The sequence below is a fragment of the Exiguobacterium sp. s46 genome (genome assembly GCF_018618875.1).
GTDB classification, from domain to species: Bacteria; Bacillota; Bacilli; order Exiguobacteriales; family Exiguobacteriaceae; genus Exiguobacterium_A; species Exiguobacterium_A abrahamii.
On the sequence record NZ_JACSMY010000001.1, the window covers coordinates 444,257 to 460,500 of the forward strand.

Annotated in this window: 18 protein-coding genes; 9 read left to right on the forward strand and 9 right to left on the reverse strand. The window is 47.6% G+C overall.

From position 1 onward, the window contains the following. Window positions 1-43: 43 nt before the first annotated feature. The 3 genes from KNQ08_RS02265 to KNQ08_RS02275 form a co-directional block, all read right to left on the reverse strand. Entirely contained in the window at window positions 44-940 is an 897-nt protein-coding gene (locus KNQ08_RS02265) for an SH3 domain-containing protein (protein ID WP_214804484.1), read from the reverse strand. A 304-nt stretch (window positions 941-1,244) separates the two neighbouring features. Then, window positions 1,245-1,541, reverse strand: coding sequence for a hypothetical protein (locus KNQ08_RS02270; RefSeq protein ID WP_214804486.1), 297 nt, complete (start codon window positions 1,539-1,541; stop codon window positions 1,245-1,247). A 196-nt stretch (window positions 1,542-1,737) separates the two neighbouring features. Continuing rightward, window positions 1,738-1,932 carry an aspartyl-phosphate phosphatase Spo0E family protein gene (locus KNQ08_RS02275; RefSeq protein ID WP_029341257.1) on the reverse strand — a complete coding sequence of 65 codons (195 nt, stop codon included), beginning with the start codon at window positions 1,930-1,932 and terminating at the stop codon, window positions 1,738-1,740. Window positions 1,933-2,155: 223 nt separating this feature from the next. On the opposite strand from KNQ08_RS02275, the gene KNQ08_RS02280 reads away from it, so the two are divergent. Both KNQ08_RS02280 and KNQ08_RS02285 read left to right on the forward strand, forming a co-directional pair. Continuing rightward, complete coding sequence (locus tag KNQ08_RS02280) at window positions 2,156-2,854, forward strand: cytochrome c biogenesis CcdA family protein (protein ID WP_064300421.1); 699 nt, start codon at window positions 2,156-2,158, stop codon at window positions 2,852-2,854. 16 nt (window positions 2,855-2,870) lie between these two features. Further along, window positions 2,871-3,350, forward strand: coding sequence for a CcdC family protein (locus tag KNQ08_RS02285; RefSeq protein ID WP_149427051.1), 480 nt, complete (start codon window positions 2,871-2,873; stop codon window positions 3,348-3,350). Between the two features lie 41 nt (window positions 3,351-3,391). Here the strand turns inward: KNQ08_RS02285 and KNQ08_RS02290 are convergent, their stop codons facing one another. Then, on the reverse strand, window positions 3,392-3,817 hold the full coding sequence (locus KNQ08_RS02290) for a DUF2621 family protein (RefSeq protein ID WP_035408684.1): 426 nt from the start codon (window positions 3,815-3,817) through the stop codon (window positions 3,392-3,394). Between the two features lie 91 nt (window positions 3,818-3,908). Here KNQ08_RS02290 and KNQ08_RS02295 point away from each other — a divergent pair, with 91 nt between their 5' ends. Next, window positions 3,909-4,232 (forward strand): hypothetical protein, encoded by a 324-nt coding sequence (locus KNQ08_RS02295; RefSeq protein WP_023467783.1) that lies wholly within the window; start codon window positions 3,909-3,911, stop codon window positions 4,230-4,232. A 43-nt stretch (window positions 4,233-4,275) separates the two neighbouring features. On the opposite strand, the gene KNQ08_RS02300 is transcribed toward KNQ08_RS02295, so the two are convergent. The 3 genes from KNQ08_RS02300 to KNQ08_RS02310 all read right to left on the reverse strand — a co-directional run bounded on the left by KNQ08_RS02300 (window position 4,276) and on the right by KNQ08_RS02310 (window position 7,147). Next, a complete protein-coding gene (locus KNQ08_RS02300; protein WP_214804488.1) occupies window positions 4,276-5,580 on the reverse strand; it encodes a VOC family protein in 1,305 nt (434 codons plus the stop codon). A 26-nt stretch (window positions 5,581-5,606) separates the two neighbouring features. Continuing rightward, window positions 5,607-6,620 carry a hypothetical protein gene (locus KNQ08_RS02305; RefSeq protein WP_023467785.1) on the reverse strand — a complete coding sequence of 338 codons (1,014 nt, stop codon included), beginning with the start codon at window positions 6,618-6,620 and terminating at the stop codon, window positions 5,607-5,609. A 92-nt stretch (window positions 6,621-6,712) separates the two neighbouring features. Then, on the reverse strand, window positions 6,713-7,147 hold the full coding sequence (locus KNQ08_RS02310) for an RrF2 family transcriptional regulator (protein WP_231681780.1): 435 nt from the start codon (window positions 7,145-7,147) through the stop codon (window positions 6,713-6,715). A 146-nt stretch (window positions 7,148-7,293) separates the two neighbouring features. Here KNQ08_RS02310 and KNQ08_RS02315 point away from each other — a divergent pair, with 146 nt between their 5' ends. After that, on the forward strand, window positions 7,294-8,091 hold the full coding sequence (locus KNQ08_RS02315; RefSeq protein ID WP_214724578.1) for a hypothetical protein: 798 nt from the start codon (window positions 7,294-7,296) through the stop codon (window positions 8,089-8,091). A 60-nt stretch (window positions 8,092-8,151) separates the two neighbouring features. Here KNQ08_RS02315 and KNQ08_RS02320 read toward each other — a convergent pair whose 3' ends face one another. Beyond that, a complete protein-coding gene (locus KNQ08_RS02320) occupies window positions 8,152-9,396 on the reverse strand; it encodes an MDR family MFS transporter (RefSeq protein WP_214724580.1) in 1,245 nt (414 codons plus the stop codon). Window positions 9,397-9,798: 402 nt separating this feature from the next. Here KNQ08_RS02320 and KNQ08_RS02325 point away from each other — a divergent pair, with 402 nt between their 5' ends. The 4 genes from KNQ08_RS02325 to KNQ08_RS02340 all read left to right on the forward strand — a co-directional run bounded on the left by KNQ08_RS02325 (window position 9,799) and on the right by KNQ08_RS02340 (window position 13,931). Continuing rightward, window positions 9,799-11,379, forward strand: a complete 1,581-nt coding sequence (locus KNQ08_RS02325) for a peptide chain release factor 3 (protein ID WP_035408673.1) — start codon at window positions 9,799-9,801, stop codon at window positions 11,377-11,379. Window positions 11,380-11,503: 124 nt separating this feature from the next. Further along, the gene (locus tag KNQ08_RS02330; RefSeq protein WP_214724582.1) at window positions 11,504-11,971 is read left to right on the forward strand and encodes a YflT domain-containing protein; all 468 of its coding nucleotides are present in this window, start codon (window positions 11,504-11,506) and stop codon (window positions 11,969-11,971) included. Window positions 11,972-12,093: 122 nt separating this feature from the next. Next, window positions 12,094-13,182, forward strand: a complete 1,089-nt coding sequence (locus KNQ08_RS02335; protein WP_214724584.1) for an MBL fold metallo-hydrolase — start codon at window positions 12,094-12,096, stop codon at window positions 13,180-13,182. 221 nt (window positions 13,183-13,403) lie between these two features. Beyond that, window positions 13,404-13,931: a hypothetical protein gene (locus tag KNQ08_RS02340; protein ID WP_214804490.1), complete on the forward strand. Its 528-nt coding sequence runs from the start codon at window positions 13,404-13,406 to the stop codon at window positions 13,929-13,931. A gap of 142 nt (window positions 13,932-14,073) precedes the next feature. On the opposite strand, the gene KNQ08_RS02345 is transcribed toward KNQ08_RS02340, so the two are convergent. After that, on the reverse strand, window positions 14,074-15,312 hold the full coding sequence (locus KNQ08_RS02345; protein WP_214804492.1) for a purine/pyrimidine permease: 1,239 nt from the start codon (window positions 15,310-15,312) through the stop codon (window positions 14,074-14,076). A gap of 107 nt (window positions 15,313-15,419) precedes the next feature. Here KNQ08_RS02345 and KNQ08_RS02350 point away from each other — a divergent pair, with 107 nt between their 5' ends. Continuing rightward, complete coding sequence (locus KNQ08_RS02350; protein ID WP_149427057.1) at window positions 15,420-16,241, forward strand: LysR family transcriptional regulator; 822 nt, start codon at window positions 15,420-15,422, stop codon at window positions 16,239-16,241. Window positions 16,242-16,244 lie beyond the last annotated feature (3 nt).

The following is a 16,244-nucleotide window of genomic DNA, read 5'->3' on the forward strand; positions in this document are numbered from 1 at the left end:
AAAGCCTGCCAGGCGGCCTCGCCCGGCAGGTTGTTTGTTCTGATTAGTAGACTGTGACTGTGACGTTTTGGCGTCCCCAGTTAAGTGCTTCTTGTTGTGAACCAACGAGAAGATCAAGTTTGTTACCTTGGATTGCGCCACCACGGTCGAGTACGATTGCTTCACCAATGCCTTCGATGTGCATACGTGTACCGATTGGGTATTGTGAAGAAGCTGCTACGATACGCATACCATTGTACGTGATCGTATTTGTAACGTCATAACCGCTTGCTGTCAACGCACGACCGTTGTAGAGTTGGCTACCGTTGTTAGACGGGTCGTTCGTGTAAGCAGTGACGTTCATTGTCACTTTCGTACCTGATTTTGCAGGTGTCGATTGTTTTGTTGCAGTTGCTGGTTTAGCAGCTGCTTTTGGTGCTGGCTTCGCAGCTGGTTTAGCAGCTGGTTGTGCTTGTGCTGCTGGTGCTTTCGATACGCCAGCGAGTGAAGTGTAGTCGCTGTGTACGTAGCGTGTTTTACCATCGATTGTTGTTTTGATCCATGCACCGACTTTACCTTCTACGTTGACTTTTTCGCCTTTGTAGAGGTTACCGACATCTTTCGAGCTTGTCGTTGGTTGTGTGCGGACGTTTAGTACTGCCGTAGTAACTGTCGCTTTTTTAAAGTCGAATGAGCCTGCTGCAGACGTATACGCACCATGGACATAACGTTTTTGACCGTTAACTGTTGTTTTGATCCATGCGCCAGAACGTCCTTCGACATTTAATGTTTGACCTTTATATACATTGCCTACGTCTGCTGATGCAGTTGTAGGTGCTGTGCGTACGTTGAGTACTGGTGTATTTACTGTTACCGTTTCTGAGGCAGCCTCTGTCTCTTGGGCAAATCCTACTGATAGAGCTGTTGCTGCAAGACCGGCAGCGAAAACTGCTTTTTTCATTATTGATGTCCTCCTGACATATGCTGTGTTTACTGTTCCTACTTTACACGGCAAATCTGACCTGTGCGTTTACAGGTCAATGTCATTCGAGTTACAAACCAGGCTTTTGTGACAACGAGATTGCAAAAGGTCGGTTTTTGTCATCGATAGGACATACTGATTATGAAAAACGGATGTTTATAGGTCTTTTGGATTACTTTTGCTGAAAGATTCGCACAATTCAACAGAAAAAAGCCTTAAAAATAGAAATTGTTGAATCCTTCTATCGTCTGATGATGAAAAAGTGAAATGGAGGATACGTAGATCAATACTTGACGATCGTCGTCACGCCGAACGCTGTCAGGTAAGAACGATGATACAATTCTTGCATCCAATCGTTAGCGGAAAGCTGAAACGTGCCGTGAATCGTTTGGTACGTTCGCTGGCGAATATTGATTTCAATCGGCTCTAGTAGCGGAGTGGACGGTAGATGGTCATGCATGCTGTCATTTTGATTTTCGATATAGAGCAGCTCGAGGACATCTCCTTCTTCCATATAACGCTGTAGATAAATCATGAACTCCCACTGATCGGCACCTTCGATCGTGTACAAATAAGGCATCGTGAATCTTCCTCGCTTCAATGAAACGTATTCAAGCGCTTCGACTTCGTGTACGTATAATTGAGAGAGATCGTCTGGTATATAAAGAGAACGAGAACTAGCAATGAATGTAAGAGCGGACATAAAGCACCTCCATCAGAAATAAGAAGTCACAAAAAAGTCAGCATTCGCACTCGAATGCTGACCAGATCGTGCATTAAGATAAGAGCGGTTCATTCGAACCGTGAATGGTATAGTTTTGGACGATGCGTGAATATTCTAAAAGCAAGACGTCGAGTTCATGACTAAGTTGTAAAACACGCGGGGAGGTGAAGCTGGACTGGTCAGCTTGATGATATAGTTCGCTACGTTTGGCTTCGATCGCTAACGTCAATAGTTGTTGTGTCGTCATAGCAGTCTCCCTTACATTGGTGTCGTATCCATATTCTAGCAAGTCCATTTACTAGGTGCAACGAGATTTCAGTAAAATCGACGAAATGTAATTTTTTTGTAATTTTGGCGGACACGAATCTTTTGCAACTTTCTGTGAGATAATAGGTGCTAAATGCAGAGGAGTTTGGCAAAATAGAGGAGGAACTTCTTCTATTAGTAGTAAAGGAAAGGGGATGCTCATGATGGAGCTCTCGTTATGGTTAGCGTTTGGAGCAGGATTATTATCTTTCGTCTCTCCATGTACGCTACCACTGTATCCTGTGTTTCTCTCATACATCACAGGCGTGTCGGTAACGGATTTAAAAGAACGGGGCGTACGAGAAAAGCGATCCTTGTTTCATACGTTAGCGTTCCTCGTTGGTTTTGCGATGGTATTCGTTGTGCTCGGGTTATCGACATCGTTATTCGCAGATGTCTTTATCACATATCGGGATACGTTACGGATGATTGGGGCACTCGTCATCTTCGTATTTGGGATTGTTCTCGTCGGATTATGGCAACCAACATTCTTGATGCGTGAAAAGAAACTGAATCTCGGGGAACGAAAAGGGGGATACGTCGGGACGGTACTCGTCGGAATCGGTTTTGCAGCCGGTTGGACACCGTGTACAGGTCCGATTCTCGCAGGCGTCATCGGATTAGCTGCGACCAATCCGAGTCAAGGCATGTTCTACATGCTCGCGTATGTCCTTGGCTTCTCGATTCCGTTCTTATTGATGGCGTTCTTCGTCGGTCGTTCGCGCTTGTTCGTGCAGTATAGTCTGAAATTAACGAAATTCGGGGGAGCCTTGATGATGGTGTTCGGAGTCATGCTGTATTTTGATGGCTTAAGTAAATTCGCAGCATGGATGAGTGACATCGTCGGATTCACTGGATTTTAATCAAGGAAGTGATCGGATGATTTGGATATCAACTGGGGTAGCGCTCGTCATGGGATTGCTGATCAGCTTCATTCGTGTGAAGGCATCAGCAAAACCGACGAATGCTAAAAAAATCTTGATCCCTCCCTTTGCGATGTCGACGGGGATGCTACAGTTTTTATATCCAGCATCCCGTCTGACATGGACGGAAGTGGCAGAAGCATTGCTCATTGGAGCCATCTTCAGCATCTTTTTGATCAAGACATCCAATTTTTATGAAGCAGAAGGGCAGATTTATTTGCAACGTTCGAAAGCTTTTTTCATCGTCTTATTCGGTATCTTATTCATTCGGACGGTTGCGAAGTTCTTCATCGGCGGGCAGATTGATATTTTCGAAACGGGCGGCATTTTTTATCTCGTCGCATTCGGAATGATCGTCCCTTGGCGCTTCGCGATGTATATGAAATACAAACGAGTCAAGTCGGGCACCGTACCGGTTGCTCACTTACCTCACTAAAAAACCGCTGAAGGCGACTTCGGCGGTTTTTCGTGCATCTTTCAATTTTGGAAGTATAATGCGTAGTCTCGCCAGTCGATGGCGTGCTCCGTTAGTGCTTTTTTCAAGAATTTATGATCGCGTTTCGGTGTCGCAGAAATATACCCTTTGACGACCAGTTCGGATGTCATCTCTGTCGCCCGTTCTTCAAGTGCGAACTGTCCGATCCGCCCGGCAATCTTGCGGCGTGCGACATCACGAAATGCCGATGGAACCGGCATGACGAGAGCATTCAATAACTCCATCGTCTCATCCGTCCAAAGGTGTCGTGTTTTGTCGATGTACTCATCTTCCCAGTCCATCATCGATTTACCGTCTTCTTTCGGTAACTTCTTGAGGAACTTCCGGAACATGAAAAACCCGCCAATCGCCATGAGTGTAATCATGATAAAGCCCCAGAGCAGAATCCCGTTCATGAACCATTCCATGCGCGACTCATCCCCCTTTCACATCAAATATAGATTAGCATAAATCAGGTGGACGTGCTATGATGAATGACGGAGAAAGTGAGGCGAAAGAATGCTGCAACCATACGTACAATTGGACGAGACCGGACAGCCCCGTAAAGGTGTTTTACCTGAAACAGCGGACGGTCGGATCGTTGAATTCTATTATGATACGAAGGGCGAAGAGATCACGGTCATCTTCGTCACCGTTCCGGCAGAAGATGCGAGCCGGAAGCGTGCGTTTACGGTCGGGAAAACGTTCAAGACGGTCTCGACACTCGAAGACTTCACGTTACTTCACTATGAATGGGCAAATGACCAGATTTTCGCAACACTTGAGATGTTCGCGGATGGGTCGAAACGTCAAATCGACGCTTCGAGATTGCTCGACTACTAAAAAAGAAGGAGATGCGGATTGCCGCGTCTCCTTCTTTTGATATTCAAGAAATATGAAGTCGGATGACCTCGTCATGCAGTTCAACCTGACCACCAATCGGAAACGTGAACAAAGGACTCGTATGTCCGAAGTCGACATTCGCAAGAACCGGTACGTGCTCTAGGACTGGATAGAGTGAGATCAGATATCGCAGATGCTCTTCCGTCATCTTCGTTGCGAGCTGGAAGCGCCCGAAGACGATCCCGCGAATCGTTTCGGCACCCGGTTGCGCCATCAAAGAGGCGAAATCACGGGCGAACGTCGCTGGATGGACTTCGTAATCGTCTTCAAGGAATAAAATCGTATCCCGTAAATCAGGGAAGTGCGGTGTGCCTTGCAGGAGATTTAACGTACAAAGATTCCCACCGAGTAGTCGACCACTTGCTTGTCCCGGAGATAAGAGAAGTGGACCTTTGTTTGGTAACGTAATGACGTGTCCGCGATCGGTATCACGCCAATGCACCGAAGGCTTGATCGTAACGGGATCCGTTCCAAACAACACTTGCTTGAAGTAATCGATCGTATAGGCGTCGCGATCACGGAAAGCCCGTAACATTGGTCCCGAGTACGTCACTAAGCCGGTATTCGTTAGAATGGCATGACTGAGTGCTGTGATATCGGAGAAGCCACAAAGGATTTTCGGATGTGTCCGAATCAATTCGTAGTCAAGTAAGTCGACAAGTTCATTCGTACTGAACCCACCGCGAACGCACAGAATCGCATCAACATTTGGATCAGCGAACGCGGCATGGAGGTCTGCGACGCGTAACTCAGGATCACTGGAACCGAACGGATTGACGGCACGCGCATGTTGACTGATCGAGACACGTAATCCAAGTGATTCGAGGGTCTGGATCGCACCATCGATGATCTTCATCTCGACCGTCGAGAGGCTTGAGGCTGGTGCGATTAAGCGGACATGAGAACCATCCGTCAACTTCTTCGGCGTTAACGTCGGCAGGTGGGCAGCGATGATCTCCAAACGGTTACCGAAGGGATCAGCTGTGAAGAAACGACGACGTGGCGCAAGGCGTGTGTCATGCTCAACCGGATAACCGGCAGCTTGAAGAACATCGCTCAAAGCTTCGAACGCAGCGACGGTTAATCCAGGATGCGCTTTTTTAGCAGGGGAGAATGGCTCCTCGATGCCGAGATGAAGTGCTGCACCATGATCTTCGAACCAGACACCACCACTGGCTTGAACACCAGCCGGTTTTTCGACTTCCTTCATATGTAAAAGCCCGGCATAAAATGCACGGGCGCGATCTTCTTCGTTTTTTGGCATAGCGAGCTGGACATGATCTAACATGAAGACACTTCCTTTACGAATTAGATTCAGGCAACGAACTGGGTGATCCGTTTCAGTTCACGTTCGACGAGGTTCAAGTAGAAGACACCTTCAATCCGGCGATCGAGAGATTGTGCGATCTCGTATAGATTCGTCCGAAGCGCTGCGAGATACGACGCTTCCTCACCAAGAGATTGACGATGGGCGAACGCATAGTGAGCGAGTAGGAACTGGAGATATCCACGGTCGGTCAAGAATGGAATCAATTGTTTTTTCTCTTCCATCGACCAGGTATAGTTCGTATCGTAATACATCTTCGCATATAGGTGGTACGGCTCGTCGCCACCTGTGAACAAGGTTTCGCCACGCTTAACTTCTTCGATCAAGCGTTCACTCCAGTCAAAGCGTTCTTTTTTGCGACTAAGGAACAACGGTAGGATATATGGATGTGCCTGATCCGGCATCCGTGAACAACCGCGTTCATGCCGAAGTGCTGCATAAAGTAGCAAGGCACGATCTTCGAAGCCACGTTCAATCGCATACGTCATCCGGCTAAATGCTTCACAGGATGGGCAATCACTAAGTTCGTCACTTGGCGCGTCAACCCATTCCGATAGATAATGATCGGCTTGTTCCTCGTCACCGAGTTTGCTATAGACCATGAAGCTGATATAGTCGCGCGTCCGAATAAAGCCATGCGCGTCACAGAAATCGATGAAGCGATCAAGATCTTCTTCGAGAAGCGAGACCGTCACGTCTTCTTGTTCTGCCATATAGATCAAGTAGGACTTGTAGTTCCAGTACAAATCAAGTTCTTGTTTTGGAGTTAGTGTCATCTCATCTTTTCGGATCCATTCCATCAAGAGCGTGAAGGACACAAGAAACGATCGGAAGTGTCCTAAATCAAATTGATTTTGTGAAAATGTCCATAAGGAGAGGAAGCGGAGTGAATCATCAGCTGTTTCCTCAAAGATGGCCCATAAGGCCTCACCGCGTGCAACGGAGGGTTCTTCTTCCTTTAAGCGAAGATATAAGAGATGGAGTTCTTCTTGAGGGTTCATCTGTACCCCTCCTTTCTTATATAAGTATACCACGAGCGTTTTGAGAAATCGCAATTGAGCGAGGACGGAATAAAAAAAGATTCCGAACCCGCTCAATCGCGGTTCGGAATCATTTCAAGTATTTGTGGATGAGTTTCAGCTGTCGGATGTAGCAAATCATGTACTGTGTAACCATTGAGTACTTGATGGAACGCCGCAATGGCATCATCGAAAGCATCACGTGCTGGATTGAGCGAAGGAATCTCGTGAATGCCTTCTTGCGGATCGAGAAAATGAACGGTTGGTTCAAACAGTTGTACGACGTCACCGATATGAATTGCATCCGGAGGGCTCGCTAATCGAAAACCACCTCCACGACCACGGACAGATTCAATCAGACCACTCTGTCCTAAACGATAGACTACTTTCATCAAATGATTCTTAGAAATGTCGTAACAATCCGCTACTTCCTGGATTCGGACTAAACGATCGGGATGAGCTGCTGCGAACAGCAGAGACCGAATCGCGTAATCCGTATAACGTGTCATGCGCATTTTCATCACCTACTTACCACACATACTAGGGGGGGACGCAAGCATTTACAACTTTCAATGTGCAAAAAATAAGATGCATTTTAGAGATTGTTTTTGAGAGTGGATTCACGCATAATGGACGGTGAAAGGTAGGTTAAATTATGCATTTCGATCAGGCATTACACCTTTTGCAACAGCTCGGTCCATCGATGGAGCAAAAGGGATTGCGGATCGCGACGCGCTTCTATGACTCGCTCGAGGCGACGTACGAAGAAGAATTGCGCGCGCTTCGAGAAGCGGGAGCTCAGGACGGAACTCGCGCATTACGGATTTTACGCCTGAGTCAATTATTGAATCAGATTACAAACCAGCATGAATCGAGTGAACTGTTTAAATTGATTTTACTGAATGAAATCGATCAGACGAAATCGTTTCTGTTGACGTACCCTGACATCATCAGTCGTGAAATTCTTCAAGCTATTCAAATCGAATATGACCTTAAAGAAGATGCACCTTTACTTCAAGCATGGGCAATTGTTCACCATCAACTCGTCGATACGTGTCGCCATTTTTGTAAATACCGCCGTGCTGAAAACTGGCGCCAACAAGATATCTTGTTGATTGCAGAAGAGCATCATCTTGGAGCCGTCATCGACGAAGCTCGGCATGCACTCCTGACCGGTCGAAAAACGACATTGTTACATGTCTCAGCTGAGGAACTGGCAGAACGAATGTTAGCGAATGTCGTATCCTTGACGACGAAAGGGATGGTCGTTCATCACATTCGTCAAGAAGGATGGGAACAACAGATGCACGAATTCTTGACGATGATCACGGTAAATGATCCGATCGTCTTCGTCAGTGGATCGACGAATTTCATTGAAGAAATCCAGCAACGACTTGATCCGTTACCGGTCCTGTTCGGTCCGTTCGTAGCGGCAAATCAATTACCCTCTTAACGAGAAAAGCGATGTGTAACGCTCTGACAAAAGTCGGAGCATGACACATCGCTTTTTTTTTTAGGCGGATTTCGTTAAGCGTTTCGCGCGTTGGATCGACCGGTCTAGTGCGAGATAGACCCCACCTGATACACAGCAGAGCAGTCCGACGAATCCGAGCGCAAAGTCACCTTTTCCAGTATCAAGGAATAACGATCCGAGAAGCGGTGCGGTGACGCCGCCAATCAACCACTGGAGACTCGCAGCACCGTTGTACGTTCCGCGGAGATGTTCTGGTGCAATCAAAGCGATGAACGTCATCTGCACAGGGGACATGATCATCTCACCGAGCGTATAGAACGCATAAATCGCAAGCAATACCGTCACGAGCACGACATAACTCGTTCCGAGTGAGAACAGGTAAGACGGCACGAATGCGAGGAAAATCATGCCGATTCCGAAAATCGAGGCCCCGAGCAACATGACTTTTCCGAATGCTTTGCCAGACAAGCGAGCAGCGATCGGGAACTGGAACAAGACGACCATGATTCCGTTCAGAGCCATCAGATAAGGGAACGGATTTTGTTTTGTCGGTAATCCCGGTAGTGCTTCCTTCAAGAAGACCGGTAACATACTCTCGACGAGGGCAAATCCCATCGAGATGAAGACACCCGCCCCGATGAAGATTAAAAAGACATGATCCTTCCGCAATACAGTGAGCGGTGATACTTTGACTTCGTCCGTCTTTTCGATATAGTCTGGCTTCGTCTCTTCGATGAAGAAGTAGAGAACGATTCCGTACAGGAAAAAGACGAAAGCGGCAGAGTAGAAGATGAGTGAACGGTCGACGAACAAGACGGCACTTCCGAGAAGTGGACCGAATGCGGCCCCGACGTTATGTCCCATCCGCAGCAGACCGAACGATTCGTTCAGGCGTTCTGGTGGCGTGACGTCAGCGACCATCGCGCTTGCCGCGGGATGGAACAGTGAACTCGATAAACCGAGCAACGCGTTCAACGCGAGAAGTGGTCCGAATGAATCAGCGAACGAGAAACCGATTAAAGCAATGACGTCACCGATGATCGAGAGGACCATCAGTGGTTTTCGACCGAATTTATCAGCGAAGTGACCACCAAGGACGGCGCCGACGAGTGACATGATCGGTCCGGTCGCCATGATGACACCAACCAAGAAGTAGGAATCGAGTCGATCCGCATAATAAAGAACTAAAAATGGTGCAATCATGAACATCATGATCCCCGTGATCGTTTCCCCGACGAACCGGATCCAGATGTTGCGATCAAGCTGTTTGAGTGCGTTAAACATAGTGAAAACCCCTTATATTCCGTTTTTAGACAATAGAAAAGACGGATACGCACAAATATGGGCATACCCGTCCTAATATAAGAGGGCAGCATGTACGTATACGCATACGTACACCCTGCTTAATTAAAAATTAAACGATTGGGTGACGTACAGTTGTAGCCGATACAAAGACAGTGTGGACAGATGTCCGGGCTTGATGGAATACCATTGTACGTCTCCTCCTTCTGTAATAGTGAACTTCCTTGTCATCGTAAAGAAGATCGTGATGAATTGTCAACTTTAAATCTGAAAATTGAGTCAATGAAGTGAAATGGACGAGACCTTGAAAATTCGGTATGATAGACTAGTTGCGAAAAAGATTGATCGGACTTTTGAATATATCGGTGAAAGGAACTACCATACATGACAAACATTCTACAAACGGAAGTCGAAAAGCGTCGGATTTTCGGCATCATTTCCCACCCGGATGCGGGTAAGACGACATTAACTGAAAAATTCCTCCTGCACGGAGGGGCAATCCGTGAGGCAGGTTCTGTCAAAGCACGGAAAAACTCGAAATTTGCGAAATCCGACTGGATGGAAATCGAAAAACAACGCGGAATCTCCGTTACGTCTTCGGTCATGCAATTCGAATACGACAAAAAGATCGTCTCGATCATGGATACACCAGGTCACTCGGACTTCGGTGAAGATACGTACCGAATCCTGACAGCGGTTGACTCAGCGATCATGGTCATCGATGCGGCGAAAGGGATCGAGTCACAAACGAAGAAACTGTTCCAAGTCTGTCGGATGCGCGGGATTCCAATCTTTACGTTCATCAACAAGATGGACCGTCAAGCGCGTGACCCACTCGAATTGATGGAAGAACTCGAAGAAGTCCTCGGCATCCCGTCTGTTGCTGTGACGTGGCCAGCTGGTTCAGGTCAACAGTTCGAAGGGGTCTATGACCGCGTCAAAGGACAATTCCACTGCTTTAAAAATGATCGTAAGACGATCGAACTCGGCGAGGAAGGTCTCGCGAACGAAGAACTCGCGACGACGATCAACTCGGAAATGTACGAGACGTTGATGGATGAAGTCGACTTACTCGACGGCGCAGGTAACGAATACGATGAAGAATTGATCGCAAAAGGTGAGTTGACTCCGGTCTTCTTCGGATCAGCCCTCGTCGATTTCGGCGTCACACCACTTCTCGAGCATTACTTGAACTTGTCTCCTTCACCGACACCACGTGAGTCGAACAAAGGGAAAGTCGAACCGGCACAAGACTTCTTCAGCGGTTTCGTCTTCAAGATTCAAGCGAACATGAACCCGAATCACCGTGACCGGATTGCGTTCGTCCGTATTTGTACGGGTAAATTTGATCGTGGAATGGACGTCGTCTTGACACGGACAGGCAAGAAGATGAAGTTATCTCAATCGACACAATTCATGGCGGATGAGCGGGAAACGGTCAATGAAGCGTTCGCAGGAGACGTCATCGGGTTGTACGATTCAGGCAACTATCAAATCGGTGATACGATCACGAACGGTGATCCATCATTGCAATATGAAGCACTCCCAACGTTCGCACCAGAACTCTTCTTGAAGGTCTACACGAAAAACGCCTTAAAGTCGAAACAGTTCCAAAAAGGTGTCGAACAGCTCGCGCAAGAAGGTGCGATCCAGGTCTACAAAACGGAATACAACGAAATCATCCTTGGAGCGATCGGACAACTCCAATTCGAAGTCTTCGAGCACCGGCTCAAAGGTGAATATGGCGTTGACATCTTGAAGGATGCCGCGAACTTCCAAGTCGCAAAATGGATCAAGCCAGCAGAAGTCGCTGCCGTCAAACAATTGACGGATTCTCGGACGGTTCTCGTCTACGACCGTTGGGAGAATGCTGTTCTATTATTTGCGAATGATTTCGTCTACGAGCGGTTCGTTCAGAAAAACGAAGGAACGATCACATTGGTCGATTCACCGCAACAACTCTAAGCTTTGACGGACTACTTTTCGAAGTGGTCCGTTTTTTCGTTCCTGAAATCTCGTTTGATGGCAAGCGAACAAGGGTAAAAACAGAGCGAGTTTGAATTCATATGAAAAAGGAAGGTGTCATGTGATGGCGAAACGGTTTGTTGGAATCTATCAGGATCAATCGAGTCTGGAACGAAAAATCGAGGAATTGAAACAACAGGGGCATCATGATTCGGATTTATCTGTCGTCGGTCGAGATGACGCGGCAGACGAAGCATCGGGTGCAAGTTGGATTGATCAGGTCAAATCAAAATTTTCTAAAGAACCACCGCTCCGCGAGACATTAAAACGTGTCGGACATTCGGACGATGAGGCAGAACGGCATTACGCAGAAGTCGAGCGTGGCGGTCTTGCATTGTTCGTCAAGGATCGAGATCATGACCACGACCATGAGCACCATCATCACCATGACCACGATCATGATCATGACCATGACCATCGGCACGATGATAACAAGGTCGAAAATCCGGGGAACAACGCCTATGAATCCAATCACCGCGGGGACGGTGAGAAGAGCGACCGGGCGAAGTGGAAAGCGGACGATCTCGACTAATACCTAGAAGTGAAGGCACCGATATCGGTGATCTTCACTTTTTTTCTCGCGTCCGGAGTCGCAAAGCGAGATGTGTGGGGAATCGAGGTGCTATACTGAGAGCATCGAAGAGGTGATATGACATGAAAAAAATAGTGACAGCTTTAGCAGGAATTGGTCTTGCAAGTGCTTGGTTCATCAACCGATACCCGGTGTTCGGGAAACGACCAAGCCGTGCAGAGCGGCGGAGTTTCGAACGATCAGATCGTTTTGTCGACGGGAAGTTCAAAAATGAGATGGATTTCCAGTTGAAGATGGAATGGGACTCGATGAAAAGTATCTTAAAGGATTACGGGCGAAACATTCCGAATCTGCGTCCTGTCAAAGCGTTACCGACGCTTCCGTATCAGCGACGTCAAGACGATAGTGAAACACCACGTGTCACATGGTTCGGACATTCGGCATTTTTACTCGAACTCGATGGGCAAACGATTTTCTTTGACCCGATGCTCGGGCGCGCACCATCACCGTTCCCGAAACTGGGGGGAGGACGTTTTCAAACGACGCAGACGGTTGATCTCGAACGTTTACCGTTGATTGATGTCGTCGTCTATTCGCATGATCATTATGATCATCTGGATTATCCATCCGTCCTCGCCTTGAAAAATCGAGTCGGTCGCTTCATCGTGCCGCTCGGTGTCGGGAGTCGTCTCCGTGGATGGGGCGTCTCAGCTGAGCGAATCACGGAACTCGACTGGCATGAATCGACACAAGTCGGTGGCATCAAACTGACAGCGGCTCCGTCGCGCCATTATTCAGGGCGAAATGGTCTTGATCAATTTTCAACGCTATGGGCGTCATGGGTCATCGAAGGCTCGCAAAAGGTCTTCTTTAGTGGCGATAGTGGATATGGTCCACACTTTAAAGCAATCGGCGAACAATATGGTCCGTTTGACCTGACGATGATGGAATGTGGGCAGTACGATGTCCGGTGGTCCAATTCGCATATGTTACCGGAACAAACAGTTCAAGCTCATCGAGATGTAAAAGGTCGTGTCCTGATGCCGATTCACTGGTCTGCCTTCATCCTCGCGTTTCATGCCTGGTTCGAACCGGTCGAACGGTTGCTCAAGGAAGCGAAACGCGATGAGATTCCGGTTCTGACACCAATGATCGGGGAGAGTGTGACACCCGAGAGCACGACACGAAAATGGTGGCGGGAAGTGCGTTGAGTAGTTAATTTTTCAATCTAATTCATATGTCTTTACGAAAGAGCGCGGTTTTAAAATCGTGCTCTTTGTTATATCTAGTATAGGAGTGAGAGGATTGCAAGAATATTTCAAAGTGCTAGATGACTTATCAAGTTTTCGAAATAAAAAACAGGTGGATGAATACTATAATTACATAAAAAAAAGAATCTAGTAAAAATCGTCATATCACTGAGTTAATCAGATTGAAAAAAGGACGATTTAAAGAGTTCATCGAGGAATTCATTCCAGCTTATACTTTTTCGAAATCAGCTTATTTTCCTGAAGGTGCTCAAATTAAGATTATCATTGGGAACCAAGGATATGATGCATTAATGAAGTTAGAAGATGGTTCAATCGAAAAGCTTGAATTTACATCGTACATAAATGGTCTAAAAGAAGTTGAAGTTGCTAAATCCTTGAACGAAAAGGGGATGTGGAGATCTCGATTAAATAGTTTGGAAACATTAGAGGAGAAACGGACACATTTTTTAGAAGAAACAAAAAAGAACATCGATAAAAAAGCTACAAAAAATTACAGTGATGTAAGTTTAGTTTTTAGTATTCACATCATTGAACTAGAACAAATTCCAGAACATCATGACTATCGTCTGCAGGATAAAGTGAGAGAGTATCTTCAAGAGACAACCTTTAATGCTAAGGAAGTATTTTTAATAATCGATGACGGAGGAAAAACGGAATCGATAGATGATCGTGTCATTCGAATTAAATAAAGCAAACAGCAAGGGAGCTCGATAACCGAAACATATTCGGAATCGAACTCCCTTGCTGTTTGAATGATTCAGGACGAGATGTTCATCCTCGACTCTTATAGAAAAGCGAGGATGATGACATCGTCCGGTCGTAAAATACCATTTAGCTTGCCAATCGATCTGCTTGTTTCGCGCGACGAGAGCGAACTTTTTCGATGATTTCGAAACCGAGCACAAGCATCGTTCCGACGAGTAATCCATTACTGAGGAACGGACGAAGCGTCAAAGGCAGAACTTCCGCGATGACGGTCGATTGCAACAAGATACTGATACCGATGACGGCACTGATCGCAAACGCATGGCGGCGACGGCTATTCTCCATGTTACTTTCCGCAGACTGCCAAGCAATCAGGAACATGTGTGGCAATGTCGCAAGCAACGCGGCACTCGCGACGCTACGCGGTAATGTTGCGATGATACCGATCAAGCTTGGGAAGAAACCGATCAACGCGATGACGAGCGAGGCAATCAAGAACGGGCGACGTTTCCGGCTTCCCGTTTGCGCGATGAATCCGCTCGTGATCGGTAACGGCACCGGCACAAGCGTCGAGAATATAGCAGCGAGTAAATGAATGACGCCTTCGATGGATAACCCTTGGTGCAGACGTCCTTGTTTTTGAAGCGTCGCTTCGACGGCGCTTAAAGCGGCAATCAAATTGACGACAAGCAAGATCGCGAACGGAATCGCGACAAGGAATGCACTGCCGTCAAACTGTGGCCATCCGAACGGTAACGCTTGCGGTGGTGCGAACAAACTAGACGATGCAGGAAGCGACGGACGGCTGACGAGCCAACCGACGATGATTCCGATCATCAAGGCAAACGGACGTAAGCGACTCGGTCCGAATTGGCTGAGTCCGAGCACGAGCAAGAACGTGATGATCCCAGCGAGGCGTGTTGCCTCGACGGCGAGGACGGCACCGAGCATGACGCCCGTTAATTGAATACATAATAAGAGCAAAAACGTTCCGCTGACGAGCGGTGTGAAGACGGGTAATAAGTATTTCGTCCATCCTGTCAAACCGAGAATGATGAGGACGACGCCGGCAATGACGACGGCTGCCATCGCGATCGTAAAGGCCGTTTTTGAATCGACCGGTAGTGCGGCGATGACGACGAAGATGCTGACCCATGATCCGGCAGGTCCCGATACGATCGGAAGCCGGTGGCCGAAGGCTCCGTGTAGGAAACAGGCAATCCCGCCTACAAAGAACGACCGTTGGACAAGGGCAGCAGTCTCAACTGATGAGAGGTCGAACAGACTGGCGACGACGATTGGTAAGGCGATCGTGTTCGCGAGTAAAAAGACGATCCACTGGAAGGTAGAAGTCGTTTGTTTCATGAAAAAGCTCCTTTCTTAAACTTCAGATATTCCTGCATCATAGCATATGATTGATGTTATGATTCATATATCTTTATACATGAAAACATATGAAAGAGATGATGAATATGGATTTACGCCAGTACCGCTATTTTTGTGCGGTCGTCGAGGAACAATCCGTCACGCGAGCAGCGGAGCGCTTACGGATGGCACAACCTGCATTGACGCAGCAAATCCGGCGGATGGAAGAAGAGCTAGGCGTTCGTCTGATTGAGCGGGCAGGACGCGGGATCCGGATTACATCGAGCGGCAACCGCTTATATGAACGAGCGGTTTCGTTGCTGCAGTTCGAGCAGGAGACACGGATGGAAGTGAGCGACATCGAAGCCGGGCGAACAGGGATTTTGCGGATTGGTGTCAACACGTTATCAGCTAGTCGGCTTGTCGACTGGATCGAGCAGATGAAACGACGACATCCCGGCATCATCTTACAAGTTCACCAAGGAGAATCGAGTGCGCTCATCGAACGGTTGAAAGAGCGGTCGCTTGATGCGGCGTTCGTCCGTCTGCCGATTGATGCGCAAGGGATTTCGATTGAATGGATGGAAGAAGAACCGTTTCATCAAGTCTGGCACCCCGATCATCCTACTGCGGATCTCATCATTCCGAGTCAGGAAGGACTCGGTGTCTTTCAGACGTTAAGTCAACGGCTCGGTGTCGTATCGCAAGAGACGTGTTCCGATGTCTTGACGCTGATTGGACTCGTACGCAGTGGACAGGCGGTGACCGTTTTGCCGGAGAGTACGTTGCGGGAACTGGATATGACAGGGCTGCACCAGACATACCTATCCGGTGCCGCGAGTACGACAGCCTTCGTCTGGTTGACAGAGACGGGACCGACGACACTGACAAAACAATTCATTGAAATCATGAAAGAAACAGCAGAATAATTA